Source organism: Pseudomonas cannabina (genome assembly GCF_900100365.1).
Taxonomy (GTDB): Bacteria; Pseudomonadota; Gammaproteobacteria; order Pseudomonadales; family Pseudomonadaceae; genus Aquipseudomonas; species Aquipseudomonas cannabina.
Map to the genome: position 1 here is coordinate 4,746,071 of NZ_FNKU01000001.1, position 26,430 is coordinate 4,772,500.

Genomic DNA, 26,430 nt, shown 5'->3' on the forward strand with positions numbered 1-26,430 from the left:
CTACGGCCTGCGGTGACGCCTCCTGCGTCACGCATACGTTTCTGCGTATTTCGCAGCGAAGCGGTTTTCTATTTAGTTTTTCCAGTCGCATGAATCATGCAAATCACTACTGGAAAACATTTCAATGACTTCATCCACCCTTCAATCAAACGTCGATACCGCTGCTACCCATTCAGCACGCTTTACACACCAGCGCTCGGACCTGGGTATCTTCTGCCAGGCTCTCGTCGGACTGACGGCAGATGGCGAATACCGCGACAAAGCTCTTCTGGCTTCGCTCACTCAGCAGTTGGCCAATCCTGAAGCGCAAGCTTCAATTGCGCTCGAACTGGCAGCGATCCCCCGGAATCAATGGCCAGACGGCGACTTGCAAGTCGATCCGTCGGCGGCGATGGCCGGTGCGGCCCGAGCCGAATACCTGCGCAAGATGGCCATCCATGTTGTTAATCCGGATGGCGCACGCTGGCTGAATACGGCTATCGAGGACGCAACCGACGTACCGGGCATGCGCGCGCTTTCTCTGGCAATCAGCCTTGGTGCCGAGCATTCGCGATTATCGTTCGAGTCGCTGATAGCGCTCGCGGCCCTGCTGTTGATGCCGGTGCTGCATTCGAGCAGAGAGCTGGACGAGGCGCTGCCTGACGCTAACAGTCTTGATGCACATGTTCCACGTCTGGACAGCTGGAGCACCGTTCGCAATGTGGAGTATCTGCTGCAACATTCAGGTATGGCGCTGCTGTGCGAGCCTGCGTCGCAAGGCAGCGTTCTGCGCTTGAGCCCGCACGCTACCTGGCATGCGCTGTGCCAGACCGCGCAGTTCGAATCTGTCTTCAAGCCGCTGCTGAGTTACATGGATTGGTTCGGTGGGCGTTCGGGCGAACACACGTCGCCGCTGGTTACCCAGGCACTTGCTGGCCGGGTGATCGCCGATCACGTTGCAGCAACAGTGCGCATGGACGGCGAGCCACTTGAAAAGGCTCTGCGTCGCCGCTGGGTCTGTGAACTCAGCCATGTCCAGATTCATGACAAGGTGCGCAAGCTGGTTCGCGCTCACTACCCTCACGCCCTGTCGAGCACCCTCGACATAATGTGTCACCTGTTTTTGCGTGAAGCGATGCCTGAGCTTCTGGTCGAGGGCGTGCCCGACCACCTTCAATATGGCCGTTCTTTGCAGAGCGTCGCCTTCATTCATGGCGTTGCGCTGGTTGAAGCGTTGTCGCCGGGCCTGTCACAGATCACGCCATACGACACGCTGATCAAGGTCAGCGCGGATCTGGCTAAATCCAGCGATGTCGATATTCATGCGCTGTGGGCGAAAACGCTGATTATCCCGGCCCTGCGTTACGCCACTGCACACGGTGCGATTCAATGGGCGGCCAACGATGACGTCCATCACGCCAGCGCCGCGCAGATCAGTCAGGCGCTTGCTTATCTGGATGCTCAGCAGAGCCTTCATGCTCAGGAACTGAACAGTTTGCTGGGAATAAAGCCAGCGGACCGAAAAGGCCTGGCGCAGCAGATGCTGAAAGCGGCAGGTGTTGATCATTGGCTTTGGGAGCAGAGCATTCATATCGATCACTGGCCGATATTGCAGGCGCATGGGTTCACGGTCGCGTCGTCTTACTCCATTGACCGCCTGCTGGCTGCCGGGCGACCGCAGGCGTCAGTGGTCGAGCTGGTGATGATGGGGGAGGTGTACATGCAGGGACAGCCCACGGTCCCGGAAGCCTACGTCACTGCATTCGATGCATTTCAGCGCGCACTGGTCAGCGCCGAGGCCAGCATCATCCGGCGCCAATTGTCCGAAATGCAGACGATAGACCAGAAGACCCTGCTTGAGTCCACCTGTGAGCTGAGCAGGGTCCGGTTCGATGGTCAGGAAGGGACGCAGGGGCTTTTTATCCGGTGCCAGGCGGGCGATCACCGCAGCGATTTTGAGGGCCACTCGGTGAGCGAACGTTTTTTTGAGTTGATCCCGGCAGCGGGCGTTGCCGGAGAGGCTCGCCAGGCATTCACGTATGAGGTGGAGGGCGTTACGTGGTCGGGGGTTATTTCGATCATTGAAGCACTTCGCCGCAAGGAGGCTCACCAGCGACGTATCGAAAAAGCCAGAGTTACCCCGCTATGGCCAATGGACAGCGATGCTTACCTGCTTGGGGCCGTATCACGTTCCTCGGCAGCCTTGCACCAGCCGCAGCAAGGAACGCTGATTCCTTCTGCAACGCTGGTCTACTCTGCTGATGCCGATCAGCAAAGCGGCCTGGACATCCTTGCTAATAAGGCGGCGGAGCATTTGCTCGGCGATTTTCTCGAGCGCAATAAAGCTGAACACCTGCACGAGACTCAATGGGAGCAGGTCTGGGCGAAGGAACGTGAATACGCCGATATCGCTGCACGTCTGATCATTCCGTTTTACGGCTGTATCAAGGACCTTGCATCCGGTGATCGGTCGGGCGGTGTGATAGTTGGCTGTGTAATGGATGTTGCCTTTGTGTTGCTTCCTTTGGGGCAGTTCGTCAGTTCAACCGCGCGTATCGTTCTGCGAGCGGGCGAAATGAGCGTCGAGTCAGTTGCCAGACTCACCGGCAAGGCGGTCGGCAAGTTGATCGCCGGGCTGGCGAAGTCCAGTGCTGTATTCGCCTTGCGCGATATGGGCAGGCTGGGACTGAAAATGGGTGTCCGAGGCTGGGCCGCATTGTTGGAAGACGTGCCGGCGCTGAGCAGCGTGTTTTCATCGCAGGCTGTGCTTGACGCCACTTTCGGCCTGGACAAGGGAATGTATCGGCTCGCCGAAGACGTGCAGTTGCCGATAACTGCCGAGCCTGCGAGCAAGATTGTAATGGTCGATGGCAGAGCCGACGTGGTGGTGCGCGACCTAGGCACGCTGGAGCAACCGGATTTCAGGCTGTCTGATCCACGGTCAGGCGCGGCATTCGGTAAAAAGCTGACGCAGGTAGCACAGGGCGAACGAATGGAGTTCTCGGTTTTTTCAGCGCAGGAGCGCATAAGCCCTGAACACTACCCGCCCATCGCGCCGGTAACGGAGGTCGAGTACGGCACTGCCTGCGAGGTACGCATTGTGGAACGCTGCAATGTCCGGGCTATCGAGCGGGAAGGGGGCGTATTCGATATTCTGGTCGATGATCAGATCTACCACATCGACGCCAACGCGCCTGACGCAGCATTGCGCAAGCTCGCTGTTGAAAAGTTATCTCTGCGCTCAACGCTACTGCAGGAAACAGAGAGACTCTGCCGGGTTCGGCGCAACCTGATAGAAATCCCCTGCACCCAAGGTGTAAAGCTGGCCACACCCGCGCCGGAGCCGATAATCGACGGTTCGACGTCCCCGAAACGTACTGGCAAATACCCGAGCAATGCCATGGATGCCCGTGAGTTCGGGCTGGACAGGCTGTCTCTGGGGGCTGACGCTGAGGCGAGCAGCATCGATGTGTTCGTCAACGAAGGCAAGTTCTGTAAATGGGCCGATTCCGTTGAACCGCTAGCCTCCACATCGGCTGCCGTGAAACGGGTCGTGCCGCTTTCCGAGGCCGAACGGGCACTGCTTGCGTTGCCTGAAACGCCGGTTTATCTGCCCGAGCTTCGCGGCGCACTGGCAAGGGCAGGGCTACTTGGCCTGCCGGAAAACTTCCCGATGGACGATGCGCTGTGGATATACGCGCATATACCGGTCATCAATATCGGCCCCATTGCTTCAGACATCGCTGATGCTCGAGCCCTTCGCGGTATCCGGCTGGAAATAGACGGGGATAACTGGATTTTCATCGAGCCAGACACCGGGCTGTTCTACAAGGCACCCATTTCTGTAGATGAGGCGCCTGACCTGAGGTTTTCTCGCGTTACCGAGGCGGAAGAAATCAATGAATACATTCGGGTATCCGAGCAGTATCGGTTGGTTCGCGAGTTTCCAGGGGCCGAGCAGGACCAGGAAAATATCGCCCGTCTGCTGTTTGATTTACTGGATGATTCCGCGCGGGCTGATTGGCACGTGTCCTGGGGGGAGCCCGTCACTCATTACGACGACTACGTGCAGTGGTGCACTGCCAATCAAAAACCCAATGACCTTCTGACGTTTGCCGCCAATATCATGTCCGGCGAAGAGATTCAGAAAAAGTTCGTGACGCTGGCCAGAAACAGTATTCCAGACTTCAAGAAGATTACTCTGAGAAGCTTGCCGGATCAGCAGCACACCGTGGAAGTGCTCAATCAACTGCTGCCGACGCAGGGGTCTCCCGTCAAATGGGAGAAATTGACCCTGGAAAGCATCGTGACGCCTAAGGCACCCAAACTCATAATGAAACAAGTCCGCGGGGCAAACCTTTCATTCTTGCAGGCCTATACCGAGTCCGGTGACCGGATTGTGTACTACGCACTGTCTGGTGGTAACAAAGCCAAGGATCTGAAGCTGCAACTCGATGTCGCCGAAAGCACCGAGCGAGTCATCGATGGCGTGATTTACCGGGATGCACGGGCTCGTATGGCTGGGCGTCAGCCGGATCCGCGGTTTACCAGCTTGCCGGTCATCAGAGACGTCGATCATTTGGTCGTCAGATCATTCGGGCGTTATCTTGATTCGGAACGGTTGATTGCAACTGTCTTCAAAGAAGACATGGCGTCCACCAAACTGACGCACATCAAGGTGTTCACTGTATTGGACACTTGCCGCTCCTGTGGCGGATTCGTCTTGCCTCGTTTGAAACTCGACTTTCCCGACGCGCAATTTTCCGTGACTTATCTGAAGCCTTATCAAGTTGACTGACTGTATTCATCTCGCGCAGTGTTTTAACGGCACTGCGTGTCTTATGTCTGGCGTGGCGTGTATGGCGCGTTATTCATGTCCGATTGATACCGGCGAGTCCTCTTCTGCCTGCAAGCCTGCTAGGCTTGGCACCCAGCGCCCTTGAACCTGATCGCCTCCGATGCTTGAACGCCTGCTCATCCTGTTCGCCCTGACGTTGACTGTTCAGTCAGCCGGGGCGGTCACGATCTATAAATTCACCGATGCCGACGGCGTGGTGTCGTTTTCGGATCGGCCAACGCCCGGCGCGTCGGTGATGGTGTTCAGGGACCGGATGGTCGAGCGCATCGAGCAGCAGGTGCACTTGAGTGTCCGGCGCGACAGGGGCGTGCACAGCCTTTATGTACGTAACGATCTGTATGCGCCGGTCGAGGTCGAGGTCAGGCTTTCCAGTGTGACCAACGTGCTGGGCGTGACGGGCTCGTCCACAGCGCTGCGTCGCACGATCCCGGCGCGCAGTAATCAGCGGGTGGTGGTGCTGAGCCCAAAGGTTGCGAGCAAGCCGATGAATTATGCGTCGATGCTGACATCCACGCTGGGCGATCCGAAAGGCTCGGTGCAGGCGTATAAATACCCGTTGCCGTGGATCGGAGGCCCGTTTCGTCTGACCCAGGGGCCGAATGGCAAATACAGCCATTTCGGTATCAAGGGACGTTACGCAATGGACATCGCCATGCCCGAGGGCACACCGATCATTGCGGCGCGGGGCGGCACGGTGGTGAAGGTCGAAAACAGCCAGTCGGGCCGTGGCTCGAATGCGTCAGGCAACTTTGTGCGGATTCTGCATCAAGACGGCACGATGGGTGTTTATCTGCACCTGATGCAGGGTTCGGTGAGCGTCAGGGAAGGTCAGCGCGTCAGCGTCGGTACTGCGCTGGCGCGCTCGGGCAACACCGGCAACAGCACCGGCCCGCACTTACACTTTGTTGTGCAGCGCAACAATGGCAGTGAACTGGTCTCCATCCCCTACGAATTTGCCAGCCCGGTGCAGAGCCTGCCCAACTTCGCGGTGGGCGGGAACTAGGGGAAACGTTGTGTGAGTCGATACAAATGAGACCGGACCGGGCGACGCTTCGCTTGTCCGCGAACTGCCGGGAACCGGCAGCAAAATCAGCCGCCTCGGTGTATCAGATACAACCGAGGTGGTCTGTCTTGGGGCCGCTTCGCAGCCCATCGTAGCCGTCGTAACCTCCTGAAACTCCCACGCCCTCCGGGCAGAAGCCCTGTTTCCGGGCACTGGAGAGGTCAGCTCAATCCAGCTTCAGCACCTTGGCCAAAACGATTTTCGGGCCTTTCATCTTTTTGATGATGATGCGCAGGCCTTCGACTTCCATCTGCTCTTCTTCTTCCGGCACGCGCTTGAGGGTTTCGTAGATCAGGCCCGCCAGCGTTTCGGCCTCGATGTGGTCCAGATCTATGCCCAACAGGCGTTCGATCTTGAACAGCGGTGTGTCGCCACGCACCAGCAGCTTGCCCGGCTGATACGCCAGAATGCCGCGCTCCACCTTGCGGTGTTCGTCCTGGATATCGCCGACCAGCACTTCGAGCACGTCTTCCATTGTCAGATAGCCGACGATCTTGCCGTCAGCTTCTTCGACCACAGCAAAGTGCGCGCCGCCTTTGCGGAATTGTTCCAGCAACTGCGACAGCGGCATGTGCCGCGATACGCGTTCCAGCGGACGGGTCAGCTCAGCCAGGTTGAACGACTCCGGAATGTGGTCCAGCGCGGCCAGTTCGAGCAACAGGTCCTTGATGTGCAACAGCCCGACGAACTCGCCACGTTCGGCGTCATACAGCGGATAACGGCTGAACTTGTGACGGCGGAACAGGGCGAGGATTTCCTTGAGCGGCGCGTTGAAGTCCAGCGATACCATGTCTTCACGGGAGTTGGCCCAGTCGACCACTTCCAGCTCGCCCATTTCGACTGCAGACGCCAGCACGCGCATGCCCTGATCGCTCGGGTCCTGGCCACGGCTGGAGTGCAGAATCAGTTTCAGCTCATCGCGGCTGTAGCTGTGTTCGTGATGCGGGCCGGGTTCACCCTGACCGGCGATGCGCAGGATGGCATTGGCGCTGGCGTTGAGCAGGTAGATGGCCGGGTACATCAGCCAGTAGAAGAAGTACAACGGCGCGGCGGTCCACAGCGAGAGCAGTTCCGGCTTGCGGATCGCCCAGGATTTGGGGGCCAGTTCGCCGATGACAATGTGCAGGTAGGAAATGATGAAGAAGGCGGTAAAGAACGACACGCCTTTGATCAGTTCCGGTGTGTCCACGCCCAGCGCTGCCAGCAATGGCTCCAGCAGGTGCGCAAACGCAGGTTCACCGACCCAGCCCAGACCAAGCGAGGCGAGCGTGATACCCAGCTGACAGGCCGACAGATAAGCATCCAGCTGTCCATGCACCTTGCGCAGGATATGCCCGCGCCAGCCGTTCTTTTCGGCAATGGCCTCGACCTTGGTCGAGCGCAGTTTGACCATGGCGAACTCTGCCGCAACGAAGAATCCGTTGAGCAGGACCAGGAACAGCGCAAAAAGAATCATGCCGAAATCGGCGAAGAGTGAAGACAGGTTGAAACTTGGGGAAGGGTCCATGATGGGGTTTTGCAGGGTCCGTATTAACAGGAAAGGGGGCTATGCCGCGCCAGAAAGACGCCATGAACCCGGCAATGTAACGGCTGAAAGCGCGATTGCCTAGTAGTCTGAATCCTGGCTCTCGGGTTTCGACAATTGGTTGCTGGCAAAGTGGCAAGTAAATACGCTGCCTTTGCCCGGAACGCTGTTGATCTCCAGGCTGCCGTGGTGGCGCAGCAACACGTGTTTGACGATTGCCAGCCCCAGCCCTGTGCCGCCGGTATTCGACGCGCGGCTGGTGTCGACGCGGTAGAAGCGCTCTGTCAGGCGCGGCAGGTGCTTGATTTCGATGCCGATCCCGGTGTCCTGCACGCTCAGATGCGCGCCGCGCTCGTCGGCCCACCAGCGAATACGGATCACACCCTCGGCCGGCGTGTATTTGACCGCATTGAAAATCAGATTGGAAAACGCACTGCGCAGCTCGCTTTCGCTGCCCTTGAGGCGCATATCGCTCTCGAGGTTGATATGGATCTGTTGATTTTTGCTGCCCGACAACGCGTTGGCGTCGACGGTGATGGTCTTGAGCAGGGTCGTGACCTCGACCGGATTGTTGTCCGACGGGTAGTCTGTCGCTTCCAGCTTGGCGAGCAGCAGCAGGTCGTTGAGCAGCGTTTGCATGCGCCCGCCTTGCTGATGCATCTGTTGCAGCGCCCGCACCCAGCGCGGGTTCACGTCCTCCACATTGTCGAGGAGTGTTTCCAGATAACCGAAGATGACGGTCAGTGGCGTGCGCAGCTCGTGGGAGACGTTGGCGACGAAGTCTTTGCGCATTTGTTCCAGTTGATGGATTCGCGTGACGTCGCGCACCAGCATCAGGTGCTCGTTATTGCCGTAGCGGGTAAACAGCAACTGAATGCGCAGGCGGTCGTTGGTGGGCGAGGGGATTTCCAGCGGCTCGCTGTAATCGCCTTGGGCGAAATATTCCTTGAAGCGGGGATGCCGCACCAGGTTGGTGACGGGCTGGCCGCTGTCCTGCGGGGTCTTGAGGCCCAGCAAGGTTTCGGCAGCGCGGTTCCACCATTCCAGATTGCCTTCGCTGTCGAGCATGATGACAGCGTCGCGCAGGGCCGCCGTGGACTCCTGAACCCGGTCGATGACGGCTTGCAGACGGCCGCGAACACGTTGGTCACGGCGTTGCAGGTGATAGATGCTGTCGAACACCTCGCCCCACAGGCCGTAGCCATCAGGCGGCGGTTCGTCGGCCTTGTGGCTGCTCAGCCAGTCATGCAGACGCAACAGTTGCTTGAGGGTCCAGGCCAGATACAGGCCCAGCCCGGCTGCCAGGCTCCAGCCATAATGCCCACTGATCAGGCGGACCAGCAGGCAGCCAGTGATCAGTAGCAACATGTGGCGTATCAGGGTGCCGTGCCAATTTTGATTCAATTAAGGGTAAATCCTTGTCTGGACCGCACTGATCGCTGCCCTGCGCCGGTCAATCGGTTAATCAGCTCTTTGTGGAAAAGCGATAGCCGGTACCGCGAACGGTTTGTACCAGATTCTCATAAGCGTCACCCAAGGCCTTGCGCAGGCGACGGATGTGAACGTCGACGGTGCGTTCTTCGACATAGACGTTGCCGCCCCAGACCTGATCAAGCAACTGACCACGCGTATAGGCGCGCTCCTGGTGGGTCATGAAGAATTGCAGCAAGCGGTATTCAGTGGGGCCCATTTCAGCCGGTTTGCCGTCGATGGTCACACGGTGGCTGATCGGATCGAGCAGCAGGCCGCCGACTTCGATAGGCGCTTCGCCATCTGTCGGCCCGGCACGGCGCAGTACGGCCTTGAGGCGGGCGACCAGTTCACGGGGCGAGAAGGGCTTGGTGATGTAATCGTCAGCGCCCACTTCCAGGCCCTGAATCTTGTTGTCCTCTTCACCCTTGGCCGTCAGCATGATGATCGGGATGTCGCCGGTCAGCTCGTCGCGCTTGAGGCGGCGGGCCAGCTCGATGCCGGAGGTGCCAGGCAGCATCCAGTCGAGCAGAATCAGATCCGGCTTGCGGTCAACGATGATCGCATGAGCCTGCTGAGAGTTTTCGGCTTCAATACAGTCGTAGCCGGCCATTTCCAACGCAACGGCGATCATTTCGCGAATAGGCGCTTCGTCGTCAACGATCAGAATGCTCCTGCCAACCATGCTTGAACCTCTTGTCATTTAACTGTCTTGGGGCGCATTAGATAACGGAATTATTGCAGTCGTGTGACAGGTGTTCAGGAGGCTAGCACGTGGGTGGCGTGCAGGGGCCTGGATGAGCTTTTATTTAGGTGCGACGGGCATCATCAGCGCAGCGCGTAATCGGCCACGATGCCGAGGAATATCGCCAGTCCGGCCCAGTGATTGTGCAAAAAGGCCTTGAAGCAGGCGTCACGGTCTCTCTGGCGTGTGCTCCAGAACTCCCAGGCGAAGCAGCCTGCGGCGGCCAGCAACCCCAGATAGAAGCACATACCCAGCTCGAAACGTGCGCCGGCCAGCAGCAGACAGCCCAGTGCCAGACCCTGCAAGATGATGATGATCACCCGGTCGGCATCACCGAACAGTACGGCGGTGGATTTCACGCCGATCTTCAAGTCATCGTCGCGATCCACCATCGCGTAATACGTGTCGTAGCCCACCGTCCAGAGCAGGTTGGCGATGTACAACAGCCAGGCCGCAGCAGGCAGCTCGCCGGTTTCGGCAGTGAACGCCATCGGCATGCCCCACGAGAACGCCGCGCCCAGCACCACCTGCGGGTAATAGGTGTAGCGCTTCATGAACGGGTAAGAAGCGGCCAGCGCCAGGCCGCCGAACGACAGCCAGATGGTGGTCGGGTTGGTGAACAGCACCAGCACAAAGCTCAGGCCCACCAGCACCGCAAACAGGATCAGCGCTTCACGCGAGCTGACTTTGCCGCTGACCAATGGGCGTTGCTCGGTACGTTTGACGTGGCCGTCCACCTTGCGGTCGGCAAAGTCGTTGATCACGCAGCCAGCCGCGCGCATCAGAAACACGCCGACCACAAAAATGAACACGGTTTTCAGCGACGGCGCGCCCTTGCCGGCAATCCATACTGCCCACAACGTTGGCCACTGCAGCAGGTAAATACCGATGGGTTTGTCGATGCGTGTCAGCTGAATGAAATCCCAGGCGCGCGGGCTCAGGCGATTGAGTGATTTGAGCAGTGACAGGTACATCAGGCGTGGTCCTTGTTGTGAAGCACGTTACACAGCGCGGGTAGAAAGACTTCGGCGACCAGCACGCTCAGCGGACCACGACTGAAACGCGAGCGGCGTGCCCACAACCCGGAAGCGGCATCGGCATCAGGCAGCCAGCTTTGCGGGTAATGGCACACTTCGAGGGGGCCCCGGTCGAATGCCGGGTCGCTGAACAACAGTTCGCCCAGCGAGCGAGTGCCCAACCGGTCCATATTCAAGCCGCCATCCTGCAAGGCGCTGCGGGCCGCGACACTGCGCGCGAAAACCCAGTTGCTGTCGTTGCCGCGCAAATACACCTCACGCACCCAGCCTTCACTGTCAGATGGAAGGCCCAGCGCTGCACACTCGTCATGGCGTAACGGTCGCCAGCCTTCAAACAGCGGCAAGACGCTGAAGCCGCCGTCAGACAAACGGTCCAGCCTGCGGGTAAGCGAATCCTGATTGAATAACCAGTCGAGAATCACCGGCTCGGGCGCGGCGCTCAATTGCTCGCGTTGAAGCCAGACCGGAGTAATGAATGCGGGGGAATGCTGGGTCACAGTAAGTCAGTTTCGACAGCCGACGAGGCCGCGAGCTTAGCATGATTGCAGGCGCTTACCGACGGTGGTAGAGCGGCCGGTTATAGAATCAGACTTGCATCCGGCCCTGTCGATCAGTACAACGCCCGTTCAGGCGGCAATCGACCGCCGAACTCTATTTAGCCTGATCATCGAGAGAACCGAACATGAAAAAGTGGCAATGCATTGTCTGTGGCCTGATCTACAACGAAGCCGACGGCTGGCCGGATGACGGGATCGCCGCCGGCACGCTCTGGCAGGATGTGCCTGAAGACTGGCTGTGCCCGGATTGCGGCGTCGGCAAGATGGACTTCGAAATGATCGAAATCGCCTGAGCCCTCAGGTCAACAACCATGAGCTGGAAATCACCATGAGTGCACCTGTCGTCATCATCGGTACTGGCCTGGCGGGCTATAACCTCGCCCGGGAGTTTCGCAAGCTGGACAGCGACACCCCGCTGCTACTGATCACGGCCGATGATGGCCGCTCCTATTCCAAACCGATGTTGTCGACCGGCTTTGGCAAGAACAAGGAAGCCGACGCGCTGAGCATGGCCGAACCGGGTGCCATGGCTGACCAGCTCAAGGCCGAGGTGCGCACTCACACGCGGGTCAGCGGTATTGATCCTGGCCACAAGCGTCTGTGGATTGGTGAAGAAGCCGTCCCCTATCGTGACCTGGTGCTGGCCTGGGGCGCCGAGACCATTCGCGTACCGGTCGAGGGTGACGCCAGCGATGCGGTTTTCCCGATCAACGACCTTCAGGATTACGCACGTTTCCGCGCCGCTGCGGCGGGCAAGCGACGGGTTCTGATTCTGGGTGCCGGGCTGATCGGCTGCGAATTCGCCAACGACTTGATTCTGGGCGGGTATGAAGTGGACCTGGTCGCGCCGTGCGAGCAGGTCATGCCGACCCTTTTGCCAGAGGCTGCGGCGGTGGCGGTAAAAGCCGGGCTTGAGAGCATCGGTGCACGTTTTCATCTGGGCCCAGTGCTGACCCGCTTGCAGCGCGACGATGAAGGGCTGCACGCGCAGCTGTCCGACGGGCAGACCATTACGTGCGATCTGGTGGTGTCAGCCATCGGCCTGCGCCCACGGATCGATCTGGCTGCCGCCGCAGGCTTGCAGACCGGCCGGGGCATCCTCGTCGATCGCCAATTGCAAACCTCGCACGCCAATATCCATGCCTTGGGCGATTGCGCGGAAGTGGACGGTCTGAACCTGTTGTATGTCATGCCGCTGATGAGTTGTGCGCGTGCACTGGCCCAGACCCTGGCGGGAACGCCGACTGCCGTGAAGTATGGCCCTATGCCGATTACCGTGAAGACGCCGGCCTGCCCGCTGGTGGTTTCGCCGCCACCGCGCGGAACGAATGGCCTCTGGAGCATCGAAGGGCAGGGTGCCGATATCAAGGCGCTGTGCCAGGATGCTGAAGGCAATCTGCTGGGCTATGCGCTGACCGGATCTGCCGTTATGGAGAAACTCGCACTGAATAAGGTTTTACCTGCGTTATTGGCATAATTTCGAAGCATTTTGTCGGATAGTCGTCATATTTCTGCCAATAAACCGTGCCTGCGCACTGGCGCGGGTAGCGTCGGCATGCCATTCTCGAACTCGTCTGCCGCTACGTAGAGCCGTCGCGGCGCCTTGTAGCCGCTTCTTGCGAGCGGCGCGGGACATAAAAACAAAAACCGTAAAAAGAGGCTTCATATGCGTAAACCAGAAGTTGTTGCCGCCATTGCTGAAAAGGCGGATCTCACCAAGGACCAGTCCACGCTGGTTCTCAACGCCATCCTCGAACACATTACGGATGCACTGAGCCGCAAGGACAGTGTCACGCTGGTCGGATTCGGGACTTTTCTGCAACGCCATCGCGGCGCGCGCACTGGCAAAAATCCACAGACCGGTGAGCCGGTAAAAATCAAGGCTAGCAACACGGTTGCCTTCAAACCGGGGAAAGCTCTGAAAGACAGCGTCAACCCCTGATACCCATTGCGCGCCTCGGCGGGAGGCGAGCAACTCGATACGGGCACACCATTGCATGGGTGCCCGTTTTCGTTTCTGCGCGTGCCGATTATGCGTTTGCCATTCTTGAAAGAAATTTCCTACTTAGTTCCGTAAGTTTGCCTTCCTAGGGAGACGCTGATTTATTCTAAAACCCAGCTGTTGCCCCCAGATAAATCAAGGCCTCCAGAGCGTTGCAGGGACGAAAAATCGAATAAATCAGCGCCTCCCTAAGACCCAGCGTCGCCTGACTTCTTCTTGTTCCTTATTCCCTTAGAGTGCCGCCCCGCTGCACCTTTAAATTATTCTTTGGGAAATTCGAATGAACAAGTTATGGAAGTCTGCTGCTGTCGCTGCTCTGATCGCCACCACGACCGGCTGCGTGAGCTACAACGTCAGCCAGCCAAGTGTACCGATGGAAGGCACGGTCAAAACCGACCTGAAAGCGGACGTCAAAGTCGGCGGCACCATCAGCGGTGAGTCCTCCACCAATGTGCTGTTCAACTTCCTGAGCTTTGGCGGCGATAACCAGTTTGCCGACGGCATGACTTATGGCGGTTCGAGTAGCGGTGGCGGCCTGGGTCTGGCCCTGCCTGATCCGGTGTCCACGACCAAAGCTGCCGCTGCGTACAAGGCAGTCAAGTCTTCCGGTGCGGACCTGATCGTCGCCCCGCGCTACGAAGTCAGCGTCAAGGACTACTTCATCTTCAAGAAGGTCGACGTGAAAGTCACCGGCAACAAAGGCAATATCACCAGCATCCGCTGAGGCTGTTGCGGTGCTGCTTTCTACAGGGAGCAGCATCCGGTGTAGGTCGGGCTTTGTACCGATCTCCTTCGAAAGCGACGTTGTCCTACAGGTTTTGTGCGGATAACCCGCTACACTGCCACGCCGATCCCGCGAGCGGATCGAGATCGCTTGAGGCTGTGTATGAAATTTCGTTTTCTTCTGTGGGTGCTGGGCTTGCTGATGGCCCGTGCCAGTCGTAACAACCCCGCATTCCAGCAGCAACTGGCTGGCAAAAACCTGACATTCCAGTTGGAGACCGCTGATGGCAGGGTTGCGCGCCATTTCGTGGTTCAGGATCAGCGCATTCGCAGTGCCAGCGGTGTGGTTGCAGAGCCGGCGTTCGCCATCTCGTTTCGCGATGCCGCATTTGGTTTTGCCACGCTTCAAGCCAAAAACAAACAGTTGGCGTTCATGAAGGGCATTCAGGACAAAGATATCCAGATCAAGGGCAACCCGGCCCTGGTGATCTGGTTCCAGGGCCTGACCAAGTATTTCAAGCCGAAAAAGAAAGTCGCCTGATCAAGGCAGTTCCAGCCCGCCTGCTGCCTTGTGCAGGGCACGAAGGTGGTCGCCCATCTGTTTGAGATTGGCTTCGTTTGCAGCAATCTCCCTGGCGCGATCAGGCTCGAGCAGGGCACGCACTTCTTTGTCGAGATCGCCCGTCAGACGCTTGAGCTGCTTCTGACGCTGGCTGCTTTCTGCTTCGAGTCGCTGCCACTCATTGGCCTGCGGCAGGCCATAACCGCCGCTACCCAGCAGTTCAGCGGGCCGACTGAGGAAGCCGCTGCTGGCAAGAATCTCCTGGAGCGTCGTGGTGGCCTTGGAGACTCTGCCGTCTTTCAGCTCACGGGCGCCGAGATAGCGTTGCTTCACTTCATCCTGTGCCAACAGCAGTTGCCGGCGCAGGCTTGCCTGCTCCAGTAGCAGAATCGCCGCGCTGGTGCGCAGGTCTGCCTTGGCGAACCACTGGCTGCGCTCGCTGGCGGGCAGGGTCATCCATTCTTCCACGGTGTTCTGCTTGATCGGCAGGTGCTTTTTCAGCACTTCGAACATGGCCTGATAGCGATCACGGTAAGAATCGAAGCGGTAGCCCAGGCGCAACGCTTCCTTGGGATCGTCCAGCACACTGGTGTCCGCCAGACCCCGGCCTTTTAGAACTTCGAGCAAGCCGTTCGGCAAAATGCTGTCCAGACCGACCAGCTTGGGATTGTGGGTGCCGCTGCGTAGCAGTTTGAGGTTTTCCACGGCGCAGTTGTTGGAGAGGAAGTAATAGTTACCGTCATACGCCCAGTGCATCTCGGCAGCATGCTGAACCAGACCTTCGATTTCCGGACGTGACAGCTTGATCGGCACTGAGGCCAGGCTGCGCAGCTCGGTCTTGGTGTACTCATCGATGACTTGAGCCAGCGGCAGCACGAACAGCCGTGACGGGTACGCGCCCATCAGCCCGTCCCAGCTGGAGAGCTGAACATCGCCGACAAACGCCCGGTACGACAGCACCAGATGCTGATCCAGATCGAGGCGACAGTCCGGGCCGCGCGGGCGACCGGGTTTGCAGATCACCAGACGCAACATGCTGTGGCCCCAGCGACTGGCCCAGTTCTGATTTGCTTCAGCCAGTAGATAGTCCACGGCGTAGACCCGCTCCGGGTCCAGCTTGCCCAGCGGCTCGCGACCAAAGTCATTGCCGGCATTCAGGTAGGGGTAATACGTCGGGCATTCATTCCGAGCGGCGGGTGCCCAGCCGAAACGCTCTTTGTAATAGGCATACAGCGCAGGACGACGGCAGGCATAGGCCGGGTCGAGCAGGAAGTACTCCATGTTGACCGCCACGAACTCCAGCGGGCTGGTGGTCTCGTAAATATCCGGGCTGCGCGCGACCTGGCCGTTATGTTCTTCGCGCTCGCCGCGACGCCCGACGTATTGCTGCCAGCCGGCGAGGTCAAGCAGGCGCGGATCATCGCTCAGGGTAAAACGGCGCTCGGTCTGACCGCGGCAATTATCGGGCAGGCCGACTTTGCCCAGCGAGCTGTTGCGCGACGAGCAGCGAAAGACAGTGGCCCGCTCGGTTGCCGACCACAGGCGGGCGCGGTCGTATACGTGAGTCAGTTCATGCAGAACGGTCGCCAGCAGCTCCCGGCGCACTGTGCCGTGCGGCCGGCCTGTCTCGGCGGTGGCTGCCGAGCCGTCAGTCAGGGAGGCGAGCAGATGGCTGTTGAGATACAGCTGATAAGGACCGGCCGCCTGCCCGTAGGCATTTTGCGGCATGTCACTGGACCAGCTCACTTCCACCTTGCGGTCCAGTGCTTCGACAAAGCTTGGCGGTAGTGCCTGCATGGCTTCGTCGAGCAGCGTCTGGCTGGCGCGCTGTTGTGCGGGGTCGAGGCCGTCGGTGTGCAGTTCCAGCGTCAGGCTGGCAAAGGCATGCGTTGCGGCCAGCGACAGCGCACCAGCAAGCAGCGAGGCGCGGAGTCGCCTCACAATGCGAGGATTGCTTCAGCCAGGGTCTGATCGCTGGCACCGCGTGCTTCCGGCAAGCGGGCGCGCAGCGTATCGAAGGCGGCATCGAGCTGAGCGCCATGGATATCGCCACCGCTGGCAACGTAGCTGGCGGCATCGTCCTTGGCCTGAATGACAACCTTGGAATCACGAATCGAGGTGGTGGTGTCCGATGTGAAGTCGATGGTACGGCCGAACGCACGTACGATGATGTTACTTGTGGCCACAACAGTCTGGGCCTGGGCAAGGTCGGCCAGCAACAGCAGGCCGAGGGAAGCAGCAATCAGCGGGGTACGCATGTAATGACGTCTCCAGTTACGCAAAGAGGGGAAAAGTGGCTATTGGACGAGGATTGCGTGCGCCAGTTCAAGGTCGCTGGCATGAAGTTTTGCATCTGCCTGACGCAACGCGTGCAATGCTGATTCAAGCCGTGCACCGCGCATAGCTCCGTCACTGGCGATGAAGGCAGCGGCGTCGTCCCGGGCGGCCATGATCAGCTTGTTATCGAAAGGTGCTGTGGTGACCTGGCTGGTAACGTAGCCGGTCTTGACCAGGCCTTGTGTGGTCGTATCGAACGCCTGGACCTGACTGATGAACATCAGGCTGGCAAAGGGTGCGATAAACAGGAGGTGCAGTAAACGCATGGCTTTCACAAACCGGCAAAACAGGCGCCAAGGCTAGCGCAATGCTTGCGCCAGAGCTACCCCGACGCTCGGCCGGGGCGCAGCGGTCAGATGGTCAGGATGGCCTGAGCCAATTGACCGTCGGTGGCTTGCAGTTCCGGCAATTGCTGACGGATGTGCTGAAGCGCACCTTCCAGACGAGCAGTGCGGATTTCGCCAGAACTGGCAACAAAGCTGGCGGCGTCGCTGCGCGCTGCGAGGACGATTTTGTCGTCCTTCAAGGAGGAGATATTGGACGTGGCACGGGTCGATGCGTTGACCGCATCAACTACAGCATCAGTGGTCACGATAAAGCTGGAGGCGTGGGCGCCTGCAGCAGCGGTCAACAGGAAGGCAGCACCAAGGGTACGTAGCAGAGACATGATCGAGTTCCATCGTGGGCTAAAAGGCACAGGCCGCTTGCGAAGCCAAAGGGCTGATGTAGTGCGCTAGATTATCCCACCGGCAGAGGGCTGTCATGACGGCAGAGTGTCAGAGGCGCAATTGGTCAGGAGAAAGGAGTAACTGTTCTGCTGCTTTATCATGGTATGAAGACTGTACTGCTTTAGTGAGATCGGGCAAATGTACCACCCTGAAACGACAAAACCCGCCTCGGTTACCGGAGACGGGTTTTGTGTGAAGCAATTCGGGTTGCTGACGGGAAGCCCTTGGGCCTGGAGCCAGCGAGCGCTGAATTAGCGCCAGAACGGCTTGCTCAGCTCTTCGTAGCGCTGGGATTCGCTGATACCGGCGTCAGCCAGCAGGCGTGCATCCAGACGAGCCAGTTGATGGCGGCTGGACAGGCGGCGCTGCCAGAGCATCAGGTTGGCGAATACGCGCAGATGCAGAGAAGCTTTTGCGTTGTTGACGGTGCTTTCGCTGAACAGATCGGAACTGATTGTACGTTCCATGGTGTGACTTCCTTCCGCTTGTGGCGGGATAAGTGAGTTGCTTGACTGGTGCCTATCTTCCTCGCTCGCGTACAGCTTCCATAGACACAGTTCATTTGTATTGTGAGGGTTCAGTTAACTGTGATTGGGCACTGTTTTGTTCATAAATGGGGCAACTGTACCGGTCAGCACTTTTGTGGTGCGTTTTGTGCTCGATTGTGGTGTTTTTTGCGTTTTAAGGCAGTTTTATGACCGGTACAGAAGTACAGTTTTTTGAAATGCTCATCCGTCGAGGTTGGAAGTGATGGGAAAAAGATGGTATTCACTTCCAACTGTCTTGTTCAGCCCGGCAGCATCCGCCCGGTTTCTTCCAGGTTGATGTGCCAACTCAGTGCTTGGCGAAGGATGTGCGGGGTGTGTCCGCCTATCGCGCAGGCGGCATTGAAATAAGCGTTCAGGGCTTCGCGATAATCGGGATGCACGCAGTTGTCGATGACCACCCGCGCGCGTTCGCGGGGTGCCAGGCCACGCAAGTCCGCCAGGCCCTGTTCGGTGACCAGAATGTCGACGTCATGCTCGGTGTGATCGACATGGCTGACCATCGGCACAACACTGGAAATCGCGCCGCCCTTGGCGATCGACTTGGTGACGAAGATCGCCAGGTGCGCATTGCGCGAGAAATCCCCGGATCCACCAATACCGTTCATCATTCGCGTGCCGCAAACGTGGGTAGAGTTCACGTTGCCATACAGGTCGAATTCCAGCGCGGTGTTGATGCCGATGATCCCCAGGCGGCGAATGACTTCCGGATGATTGGAAATCTCTTGCGGGCGCAGCACCAGTCGAGACTTGTAGCGATTGAAGTCGGCAAAGACTTCCGCGTGCTTGGCCGCCGACAGGGTCATTGAGCTGCCTGACGCGAAACTCAGCTTGCCCGCATCGAACAGGTCGAATGTCGAGTCCTGCAACACCTCGGAATACATGGTCAGGTCGCTGAACGGTGATTCCAGCAGGCCGTGCATCACCGCATTGGCGATATTGCCAATGCCGGCTTGCAGGGGCATCAACTTGTCGGTGAGGCGGTCTTCGCGCACTTCGTTTTTGAAGAACTCCACCAGATGGTTGGCGATGGCCTGAGTGTCGGCGTCGGGAGGCGTCACTGTGGAAGGCGAATCGGGCTGATTGCTGATGACGATGCCGACGATTTTTGCCGGATCAATCTTCACTGCATGGCTGCCGATACGGGAGTCTGCTTCCAGCACCGGGATCGGCAAGCGCGTCGGGCGGTAGCTGGGAATATAGATGTCATGCAGGCCTTCCAGCTCAAGGGGCTGGGACAGGTTGATTTCCACAATCACCTGTTTGGCGAGAATTGCGAAGCTGGCCGAATTGCCGACTGACGTACTGAGCACCAGATGGCCTTCCTCGGTGATCGCCACGCATTCGATCACCGCCAGGTCCACTGCTTTGATCTGCCGGTTGCGCAGCATTTCCACGGTGTCGGACAAATGCTGGTCGATGAACATGACCGTGCCATTGTTGATGGCCTTGCGTAGCGTGCTGTCGACCTGAAAAGGCATGCGCCGGGACAGCACGCCGGATTCGGTCAGTTGCTTGTCCAGATCGTTGCCCAGGCTGGCACCGGTCATCAGGCTGATTTTCAGGGGGGTCACTTTGGCGCGTTCGGCCAGCGCATGGGGCACGGCCTTGGCTTCGCCGGCGCGGGTGAAACCACTCATGCCGACGGTCATGCCGTCTTCAATCATGGCGGCAGCCTGGGCTGCGCTCATAACCTTGCTCATCAGGGAGGGCAGGCGGATACGGTCACGGTACATGGGTTCTGTCTCGGCATTGGAAGCAAAGCGACAAGTCTAGAGCGTTGAACGGGCTTCGTCCTGCTACCAAGGTCGCATTTGAGGGCTCTGATTGGCGGCTTTCAGCACAAAACACTGTTACGTGAAATGCAAAAAGCCCCGGTCGTGCAGGACGCCGGGGCTGTTATGGAGCGAGGGCAGACTAAGCGTTTTCGACGGCCTTCACCATGTCCTCGATCACCTTTTTGGCGTCTCCGAACACCATCATGGTCTTGTCCAGGTAGAACAGCTCGTTATCCAGACCCGCGTAACCGCTGGCCATCGAGCGTTTGTTGACGATAATCGTCTTGGCCTTGAACGCTTCCAGAATCGGCATCCCGGCAATGGGTGACTTAGGGTCGTTCTTGGCGGCCGGGTTGACCACGTCGTTGGCACCGAGCACCAGCACCACGTCGGCCTGACCGAATTCGGAGTTGATGTCGTCCATCTCGAATACCTGCTCGTAAGGCACTTCGGCCTCGGCCAGCAGGACGTTCATGTGGCCCGGCATCCGTCCGGCAACCGGGTGAATGGCGTACTTCACGGTAACGCCGTGATGCACCAGCTTTTCCGTCAGCTCCTTGAGCGCATGCTGCGCGCGTGCCACCGCCAGACCGTAGCCCGGCACGATGATCACCGTGTCGGCGTTGGTCAGGAGGAAGGTGGCGTCGTCAGCCGAACCGGATTTCACCGGGCGCGCTTCCTTCGCACCTGCCGGACCTGTCGAGTCCGTTGCGCCACCGAAGCCGCCTCCGATCACATTGAAGAACGAGCGGTTCATCGCCTTGCACATGATGTAAGACAGAATTGCGCCCGACGAACCCACCAGCGAGCCGGCGATGATCAGCATCGAGTTGTTCAGCGAAAAGCCGATCCCCGCCGCTGCCCAGCCGGAATAACTGTTGAGCATCGAGACCACGACCGGCATATCGGCGCCGCCAATCGGGATAATCAACAGCACGCCAATCACGAACGCCAGCGCGAGCATGATCGCAAAGGCGGTCAGACTGCCGGTGAACATGAAGGTCAGGCCGAAGAATAGCGTGGCAAGGCCGAGGAGCAGATTGAGTTTGTGCTGTCCGGCAAACTGTACGGGTGCCCCCTGAAACAGCCGGAATTTGTACTTGCCCGACAGCTTGCCGAAGGCGATCACCGAACCGGAGAAGGTGATTGCGCCAATGGCAGCACCGAGAAACAGTTCGAGACGATTGCCTGCCGGGATGGCGTCGCCCAGATGGCGCACGATGCCCAGTGACTGAGGCTCGACCACGGCGGCGATGGCAATGAACACCGCTGCCAGACCGATCATGCTGTGCATGAACGCCACCAGCTCTGGCATCTTGGTCATTTCGACCCGCCTGGCCATGATCGAACCGACAGTGCCGCCTACCAGCAGGCCGACCACAATGTAACCGATGCCCGCGCTGGCGCCTTCCGCTGTCGACAGTGCGGCCAGCTTGAACACCAGACCGATCGTGGTGATGACCGCCAGACCCATGCCGAGCATGCCGAACAGGTTGCCGCGGCGCGAGGTGGTTGGATGGGACAAGCCTTTGAGTGCCTGGATGAAACAGATCGAAGCGACCAGGTACAACAGCGTGACCAGATTCATGCTCATGACTTGGGCGCCTCATCCTTCGCTTTGGGTGCCTTTTTCCGGAACATTTCGAGCATTCGCCGAGTGACCAGAAATCCGCCAAACACATTCACCGCAGCCAGCGCGACCGCCAGTGTGCCCATGGTTTTGCCCAGTGGCGTGACGGTGAGGGCCGCAGCGAGCATTGCGCCGACGATCACGATCGCGGAGATCGCATTGGTGACAGCCATCAACGGTGTGTGCAGCGCGGGCGTTACGTTCCAGACCACGTGGTAGCCAACATAGATGGCCAGCACGAAAATGATCAGGTTGTAGACGCCGGGGGAGATCAATTCTTCCATGGGTCTGTCCTCAGCCGTTCTTGCGCACGACGTGTCCGTCGCGGCACATCAGGCACGCGGCGACGATGTCGTCTTCGAGGTTGATCGAGAATGTGCCGTCCTTGTCGAACAGCAGCTTCATGAAGTCCAGCAAATTGCGGGCGTACAGTGCGGAGGCATCAGCGGCGACCTGAGCGGGCAGGTTGGTCGGCCCGCAAAGGGTAACGCCGTGCTCGACGACCACTTGGTCCGCCACCGTCAGCGGACAGTTGCCGCCTTGTGCGGCAGCCAGGTCAATCACCACCGAGCCGGGTTTCATCTGCGCCACGGTTTCGGCGCTGAGCAAGACCGGTGCCTTGCGGCCGGGGATCAGCGCAGTGGTGATCACGATGTCCGACAGCCTGGCTCGCTCATGGACGGCGGCGGCCTGGCGCTGCATCCAGCTGGCGGGCATCGGACGCGCGTAACCGCCGACGCCTTCAGCACACTCGCGCTCTTCATCGGTCTCATAGGGCACATCGATAAATTTTGCACCCAGTGACTCGATCTGCTCCTTCACTGCCGGGCGTACATCCGAGGCTTCGACCACCGCGCCCAGCCGTTTGGCCGTCGCAATAGCCTGAAGGCCGGCCACGCCCGCCCCGAGAATCAGCACGCGTGCAGCTTTGACGGTGCCTGCCGCGGTCATCAGCATCGGCATGAAGCGCGGATAGTGATGCGCGGCGAGCAACACCGCTTTGTACCCGGCGATGTTGGCTTGCGACGACAGCACATCGAGGCTCTGAGCGCGTGAAGTACGCGGAGCCGCTTCCAGCGCAAAGGCGGTCACGCCGTGTTTGGCCATCTTGCCGATCAGCTCGCTGTTGAACGGGTTGAGCATGCCGATGATTACGGAGCCACTCTTGATCAGGGCCAGTTCGTCATCATTCGGTGCGATGACTTTGAGGATCAGCTCACCGGCGAAGGCCTCGCCTGCGCTGCCAATCGTGGCGCCTGCTGCTTCATACGCGCTGTCCGGGACGCTGGCATGAGCGCCGGCGCCGCTCTGTACGGTGACCCTGTGCCCTTGGCTGATCAGCTTTCTGATGGTTTCCGGCGTAGCGGCTACCCGGGTTTCGCGTGTCTGGGTTTCGAGAGGAACGCCAATGTGCACGACAATCTCCTGCGTGATTTTTATCGTTGGTAAATAGCCAGTGCACTACGGCTGGTGCGTCTGGTTTTGGCCAATCAGCACGCCTGTTCAACAAGGCGCCGGGCATTTTGCAGGCGAAGTTTATGGGCTTCAATAGATTCTGTAACGAAACTATAGATAAACTACAAGTCACGCTGTGACCGATTGTCGCAGATAAGCGCTATTGGCTTTTATCTGCGGGGCCTAACGCGGTATTTCATGCAAAAAGCAGCGGATAAACATTTTTTGCTGACATTCTGGAGTCGAGACTATTTCGGCTTATCACTTAGAGGGTGTAGACAAAATCATGTAGTGAGTCGGCGCGCGAGTATTCGAGCCTCGGCCAACCAAACCCATGCCTCGCTTACCGCAAAAAGGCGATCATGATGCATGATCAGTCGCCGAGCTCTCTCATTCCAGGCATGAGTTCGCTCCACTACCCATCGCTTGGGCATGACCACAAATCCAGTCTGAACAGGCTCCACGGAAAATAGATCGCCTTGTTCAGAGTGCCATTGCCCTGTTCTTCTGTTATTCGGGCCACGGATCACTTGAACATCGATAGCGTGCAGTTGATGGGTGCGCTGTGCCCATTTTCCTGCGTACGCACTATCAACAAAAAGCGTGCTCAGTGACGGATATTTTTCCTTCGAGTACGCCACCGCATCATCCGCCGCGTCACGATCCTGCACGCTTGCAGCACTGATACTGACAGCCAGCAGCAGGCCCAATGTATCGACAATCAGACTTCGTTTACGCCCCTTCACTTTTTTGCCTGCGTCGTAGCCGCTGTCACCGCCTTGAGGAGAACTGCGGGTCGACTGTGAATCCAGGATCGCTGCTGACGGGCTGTCAGCGCGTTCTTCCCGCTCACGCCATTGAGCTCGCAAGCGATCATGCATTTGCTCGAACTTGCCTTGAGCGCTCCACCGGCGGAACGTTTTGTAGACATTGTCCCAATGAGGAAAATCGCGGGGTAGCATTCGCCATGAGCACCCCGTGCGTACGACATAGCAACAGGCTTCCAGCAACGTGCGCCGAGAGTGAAGCGGTGGCACTCCTCGTCCGCCCTGGCTTTCAAACAGGTCGGCGACCAGTGCCCACTCGGTATCTGTCAAGCAACTCGGATATAGCTGCTCCGGCAGTTGGCGGCGGTGGGTTTCATTGTAGCCATAGGCTTTATTAGGTTCAGGTGACTGAAAACTTCCCTTGGCCCGCTGCTTTACACGCGTAATCCCTGCCATTTTCAACGCTTTTGCAAAGGTGTCGGGATGCGCAGTGATACCGGTTTCGGCGAAGAATACGAGCGCCAATTCGGCCTGGCTGGAATAGGGCTGTGCATGAGCGAGTTTCACCAGCACGGGATAGTGCTCGGCGGCAATCGAGCGAGGACGTCCGGTTTTAGGCATGGCTTGAGGGCTATTCAGACAAGGGAGTGAAAGTTTAATTTATTTTGTCTACACCCTCTTAGCAAATATGGGAGTAATAGGCCATTTTCTGCTTATCGTTATGAGTTGTTGATAGGCGACATAACGTTATATCTGTAGGGCTTTTATGGGGCTTACTACCTTGTCGACTGATCAGGCGTCGTCCTGAGGTAGCGTGTAATCCCGCGCCTGATCCACCAGCCAGTCCCGAAAAGCGGTCAGCGATGCCGACTCCACTTTGCGTTCGGGAATCATCAGGTGATAAGCCTTTTTACTCGGTATCGGACGAGCGTTGGCAATCATCAGGCGCTTCTCGTGCAATTCGCGCTGGATCAGAAAGGGCGGGATCAGCGCTACACCCATCTCATGCATGGCCGCCTGGGCCAGCATCGAAAACAGCTCATAACGAGGCCCGGTCATATCGCGCGGCACATCCAGGCTCTGTGCGTTGAACCACTGGCGCCAGGCGTAGGGGCGGGTGGTTTGCTGCAGCAGTGGCAACTCGGCCAGTTCATCTGCTGTCAGGCTGCCTCGACCTTTCAGAAAAGCAGGGCTGCAGACCGGCATGGGATTCTCGCCCATCAGACGATGGGCTTCGGTGCCGGACCAGTCAGCATCACCGAAGTAGATCGCGGCATCGAAGTGAGTGTCAGCGAACAGAAAAGGTCGTGTGCGGTTAGTCAGGTGAACCGTAACGTCAGGATGCTTCACTTGGAAATCTTTCAGGCGCGGCAATAGCCATTGGGTGCCAAAGGTCGGGACCACGGCGAGTTCTATGGCATTGGCACCTTGCTGGCCCATTATCGAAAGCGTATCGCGCTCGACAGCATCCAGTTGCATGGCGACACGACGGCTGTAGGAAAGTCCTGCTTCGGTGAGCTTCACGCCTCTTCGGGAACGTCGGAACAGTTCCACACCTAGATACTCTTCCAGCCCGCCGATCTGTCGGCATATTGCGCCCTGCGTCAGGGAAAGCTCGTTGGCGGCTTTGGTAAAGCTTTCGTGGCGGGCGGCAGCCTCGAAGCTCACGAGCGCCGTGGTGCTGGGTATCTTGCGTCTCATGTACCTTCTTCTCACTGGTTTTTAGAGCGTGGCGCTGGATTGAAGATCACGGAGTGAGAAATTAGCACACGAAGTTGATAAAACCTCGTTTGTCCAGGAGCCGAGCCGGGGGCTAGGATCATTCCAGAGCATTTCAAACGAGCATGAGGAACAGGTATGAGTGGCACGGCAAGCTTTAGCTGGATCGATCCATTGTTGCTGGATCAGCAGCTCACCGAAGAAGAGCGCATGGTTCGCGACACTGCCGAGCAGTTCGCCCAGAGCAAGCTGGCCCCGCGCGTACTGGAAGCTTTTCGCCACGAGAAAACCGACCCGGCGATCTTTCGCGAGATGGGTGAAGTGGGGTTGCTGGGGGCGACGATCCCGGAAGAGTTCGGCGGCAGTGGCCTGAACTACGTCTGCTACGGGTTGATTGCCCGTGAAGTCGAGCGTATCGATTCAGGCTATCGCTCGATGATGAGTGTGCAGTCTTCGTTGGTGATGGTGCCGATCAATGAGTTCGGTACTCAGGCCCAGAAACAGAAGTATCTGCCCAAATTGGCGTCTGGTGAGTGGATCGGCTGCTTCGGTCTGACAGAGCCTGACCACGGCTCCGATCCGGGAGCGATGATCACCCGTGCCCGCAGCGTCGAGGGCGGCTATCGCTTGAGCGGCAGCAAGATGTGGATCACCAACAGCCCGATTGCCGATGTGTTCGTCGTCTGGGCCAAGGATGATGCGGGCGATATCCGTGGCTTCGTATTGGAAAAGGGTTGGGCGGGGCTGAGTGCTCCCGCCATTCATGGCAAGGTCGGGCTGCGCGCTTCGATCACTGGCGAGATCGCCATGGACAACGTGTTTGTGCCCGAGGAGAACATCTTCCCGGACGTGCGCGGTCTCAAAGGGCCTTTTACCTGCCTCAACTCGGCGCGATACGGCATTGCCTGGGGCGCGTTGGGGGCGGCCGAGTTCTGCTGGCACACCGCGCG

Annotated in this window: 24 protein-coding genes (1 of these 24 running past the window's edge); 8 read left to right on the plus strand and 16 right to left on the minus strand. The window is 58.6% G+C overall.

Features of this window, described 5'->3' with window-relative positions; translation table 11 throughout:
• Window positions 1-124: 124 nt before the first annotated feature.
• A complete protein-coding gene (locus tag BLT55_RS22510) occupies window positions 125-4,777 on the plus strand; it encodes a deaminase domain-containing protein (RefSeq protein WP_055000722.1) in 4,653 nt (1,550 codons plus the stop codon).
• 160 nt (window positions 4,778-4,937) lie between these two features.
• Window positions 4,938-5,840, plus strand: a complete 903-nt coding sequence (locus tag BLT55_RS22515) for a peptidoglycan DD-metalloendopeptidase family protein (RefSeq protein ID WP_055000723.1) — start codon at window positions 4,938-4,940, stop codon at window positions 5,838-5,840.
• Window positions 5,841-6,066: 226 nt separating this feature from the next.
• Here BLT55_RS22515 and BLT55_RS22525 read toward each other — a convergent pair whose 3' ends face one another.
• The 5 genes from BLT55_RS22525 to BLT55_RS22545 form a co-directional block, all read right to left on the minus strand.
• On the minus strand, window positions 6,067-7,407 hold the full coding sequence (locus BLT55_RS22525; RefSeq protein ID WP_007252247.1) for a hemolysin family protein: 1,341 nt from the start codon (window positions 7,405-7,407) through the stop codon (window positions 6,067-6,069).
• Between the two features lie 99 nt (window positions 7,408-7,506).
• On the minus strand, window positions 7,507-8,793 hold the full coding sequence (phoR, locus tag BLT55_RS22530) for a phosphate regulon sensor histidine kinase PhoR (RefSeq protein WP_235810177.1): 1,287 nt from the start codon (window positions 8,791-8,793) through the stop codon (window positions 7,507-7,509).
• Between the two features lie 97 nt (window positions 8,794-8,890).
• The gene (phoB, locus tag BLT55_RS22535) at window positions 8,891-9,580 is read right to left on the minus strand and encodes a phosphate regulon transcriptional regulator PhoB (protein WP_004881608.1); all 690 of its coding nucleotides are present in this window, start codon (window positions 9,578-9,580) and stop codon (window positions 8,891-8,893) included.
• 143 nt (window positions 9,581-9,723) lie between these two features.
• Window positions 9,724-10,614: a 4-hydroxybenzoate octaprenyltransferase gene (ubiA, locus tag BLT55_RS22540; protein WP_055000725.1), complete on the minus strand. Its 891-nt coding sequence runs from the start codon at window positions 10,612-10,614 to the stop codon at window positions 9,724-9,726.
• Window positions 10,614-11,174 carry a chorismate--pyruvate lyase family protein gene (locus BLT55_RS22545; protein WP_055000726.1) on the minus strand — a complete coding sequence of 187 codons (561 nt, stop codon included), beginning with the start codon at window positions 11,172-11,174 and terminating at the stop codon, window positions 10,614-10,616. Before BLT55_RS22545 ends, ubiA begins: the two co-directional genes overlap by 1 nt.
• 185 nt (window positions 11,175-11,359) lie before the next feature.
• Between BLT55_RS22545 and BLT55_RS22550 the strand changes: the two genes are divergently transcribed.
• The 5 genes from BLT55_RS22550 to BLT55_RS22570 all read left to right on the plus strand — a co-directional run bounded on the left by BLT55_RS22550 (window position 11,360) and on the right by BLT55_RS22570 (window position 14,500).
• Window positions 11,360-11,527: a rubredoxin gene (locus BLT55_RS22550; RefSeq protein WP_003383136.1), complete on the plus strand. Its 168-nt coding sequence runs from the start codon at window positions 11,360-11,362 to the stop codon at window positions 11,525-11,527.
• A 35-nt stretch (window positions 11,528-11,562) separates the two neighbouring features.
• On the plus strand, window positions 11,563-12,711 hold the full coding sequence (locus BLT55_RS22555) for an NAD(P)/FAD-dependent oxidoreductase (protein WP_055000727.1): 1,149 nt from the start codon (window positions 11,563-11,565) through the stop codon (window positions 12,709-12,711).
• Window positions 12,712-12,900: 189 nt separating this feature from the next.
• Window positions 12,901-13,176: an HU family DNA-binding protein gene (locus BLT55_RS22560; protein ID WP_007252242.1), complete on the plus strand. Its 276-nt coding sequence runs from the start codon at window positions 12,901-12,903 to the stop codon at window positions 13,174-13,176.
• A gap of 340 nt (window positions 13,177-13,516) precedes the next feature.
• Window positions 13,517-13,960, plus strand: a complete 444-nt coding sequence (locus BLT55_RS22565; protein ID WP_055000728.1) for a hypothetical protein — start codon at window positions 13,517-13,519, stop codon at window positions 13,958-13,960.
• 162 nt (window positions 13,961-14,122) lie between these two features.
• The gene (locus tag BLT55_RS22570; protein ID WP_055000729.1) at window positions 14,123-14,500 is read left to right on the plus strand and encodes an SCP2 sterol-binding domain-containing protein; all 378 of its coding nucleotides are present in this window, start codon (window positions 14,123-14,125) and stop codon (window positions 14,498-14,500) included.
• On the opposite strand, the gene BLT55_RS22575 is transcribed toward BLT55_RS22570, so the two are convergent.
• From BLT55_RS22575 to BLT55_RS22625, 11 genes are all read right to left on the minus strand, one after another.
• A complete protein-coding gene (locus BLT55_RS22575) occupies window positions 14,501-16,462 on the minus strand; it encodes a DUF7844 domain-containing protein (RefSeq protein WP_055000730.1) in 1,962 nt (653 codons plus the stop codon).
• The gene (locus BLT55_RS22580) at window positions 16,459-16,779 is read right to left on the minus strand and encodes a DUF2388 domain-containing protein (protein ID WP_007252238.1); all 321 of its coding nucleotides are present in this window, start codon (window positions 16,777-16,779) and stop codon (window positions 16,459-16,461) included. Before BLT55_RS22580 ends, BLT55_RS22575 begins: the two co-directional genes overlap by 4 nt.
• Before the next feature lie 39 nt (window positions 16,780-16,818).
• Complete coding sequence (locus BLT55_RS22585; protein WP_055000736.1) at window positions 16,819-17,124, minus strand: DUF2388 domain-containing protein; 306 nt, start codon at window positions 17,122-17,124, stop codon at window positions 16,819-16,821.
• Between the two features lie 86 nt (window positions 17,125-17,210).
• Window positions 17,211-17,525 carry a DUF2388 domain-containing protein gene (locus BLT55_RS22590; protein WP_055000731.1) on the minus strand — a complete coding sequence of 105 codons (315 nt, stop codon included), beginning with the start codon at window positions 17,523-17,525 and terminating at the stop codon, window positions 17,211-17,213.
• Between the two features lie 312 nt (window positions 17,526-17,837).
• On the minus strand, window positions 17,838-18,053 hold the full coding sequence (locus BLT55_RS22595) for a DUF1127 domain-containing protein (protein WP_055000732.1): 216 nt from the start codon (window positions 18,051-18,053) through the stop codon (window positions 17,838-17,840).
• 320 nt (window positions 18,054-18,373) lie between these two features.
• On the minus strand, window positions 18,374-19,867 hold the full coding sequence (locus BLT55_RS22600; RefSeq protein ID WP_055000733.1) for an acetyl-CoA hydrolase/transferase family protein: 1,494 nt from the start codon (window positions 19,865-19,867) through the stop codon (window positions 18,374-18,376).
• Window positions 19,868-20,048: 181 nt separating this feature from the next.
• A complete protein-coding gene (locus BLT55_RS22605) occupies window positions 20,049-21,503 on the minus strand; it encodes an NAD(P)(+) transhydrogenase (Re/Si-specific) subunit beta (RefSeq protein WP_055000734.1) in 1,455 nt (484 codons plus the stop codon).
• The gene (locus BLT55_RS22610; protein ID WP_002555867.1) at window positions 21,500-21,823 is read right to left on the minus strand and encodes an NAD(P) transhydrogenase subunit alpha part 2; all 324 of its coding nucleotides are present in this window, start codon (window positions 21,821-21,823) and stop codon (window positions 21,500-21,502) included. The genes BLT55_RS22605 and BLT55_RS22610 overlap by 4 nt, the downstream gene beginning before the upstream one ends.
• 10 nt (window positions 21,824-21,833) lie before the next feature.
• Window positions 21,834-22,955, minus strand: coding sequence for a Re/Si-specific NAD(P)(+) transhydrogenase subunit alpha (locus BLT55_RS22615; RefSeq protein ID WP_055000735.1), 1,122 nt, complete (start codon window positions 22,953-22,955; stop codon window positions 21,834-21,836).
• A gap of 323 nt (window positions 22,956-23,278) precedes the next feature.
• A complete protein-coding gene (locus BLT55_RS22620; protein ID WP_004663854.1) occupies window positions 23,279-24,382 on the minus strand; it encodes an IS5-like element ISPsy19 family transposase in 1,104 nt (367 codons plus the stop codon).
• 171 nt (window positions 24,383-24,553) lie between these two features.
• The gene (locus BLT55_RS22625) at window positions 24,554-25,462 is read right to left on the minus strand and encodes a LysR family transcriptional regulator (protein ID WP_055000449.1); all 909 of its coding nucleotides are present in this window, start codon (window positions 25,460-25,462) and stop codon (window positions 24,554-24,556) included.
• 156 nt (window positions 25,463-25,618) lie between these two features.
• Here BLT55_RS22625 and BLT55_RS22630 point away from each other — a divergent pair, with 156 nt between their 5' ends.
• Window positions 25,619-26,430, plus strand: partial view of an acyl-CoA dehydrogenase gene (locus BLT55_RS22630; RefSeq protein ID WP_055000448.1) — the 5' portion only. Its footprint extends 370 nt past the window's final position; 812 of the gene's 1,182 nt are visible here — the first part of the coding sequence; it begins with the start codon at window positions 25,619-25,621; the stop codon falls past the right edge of the window.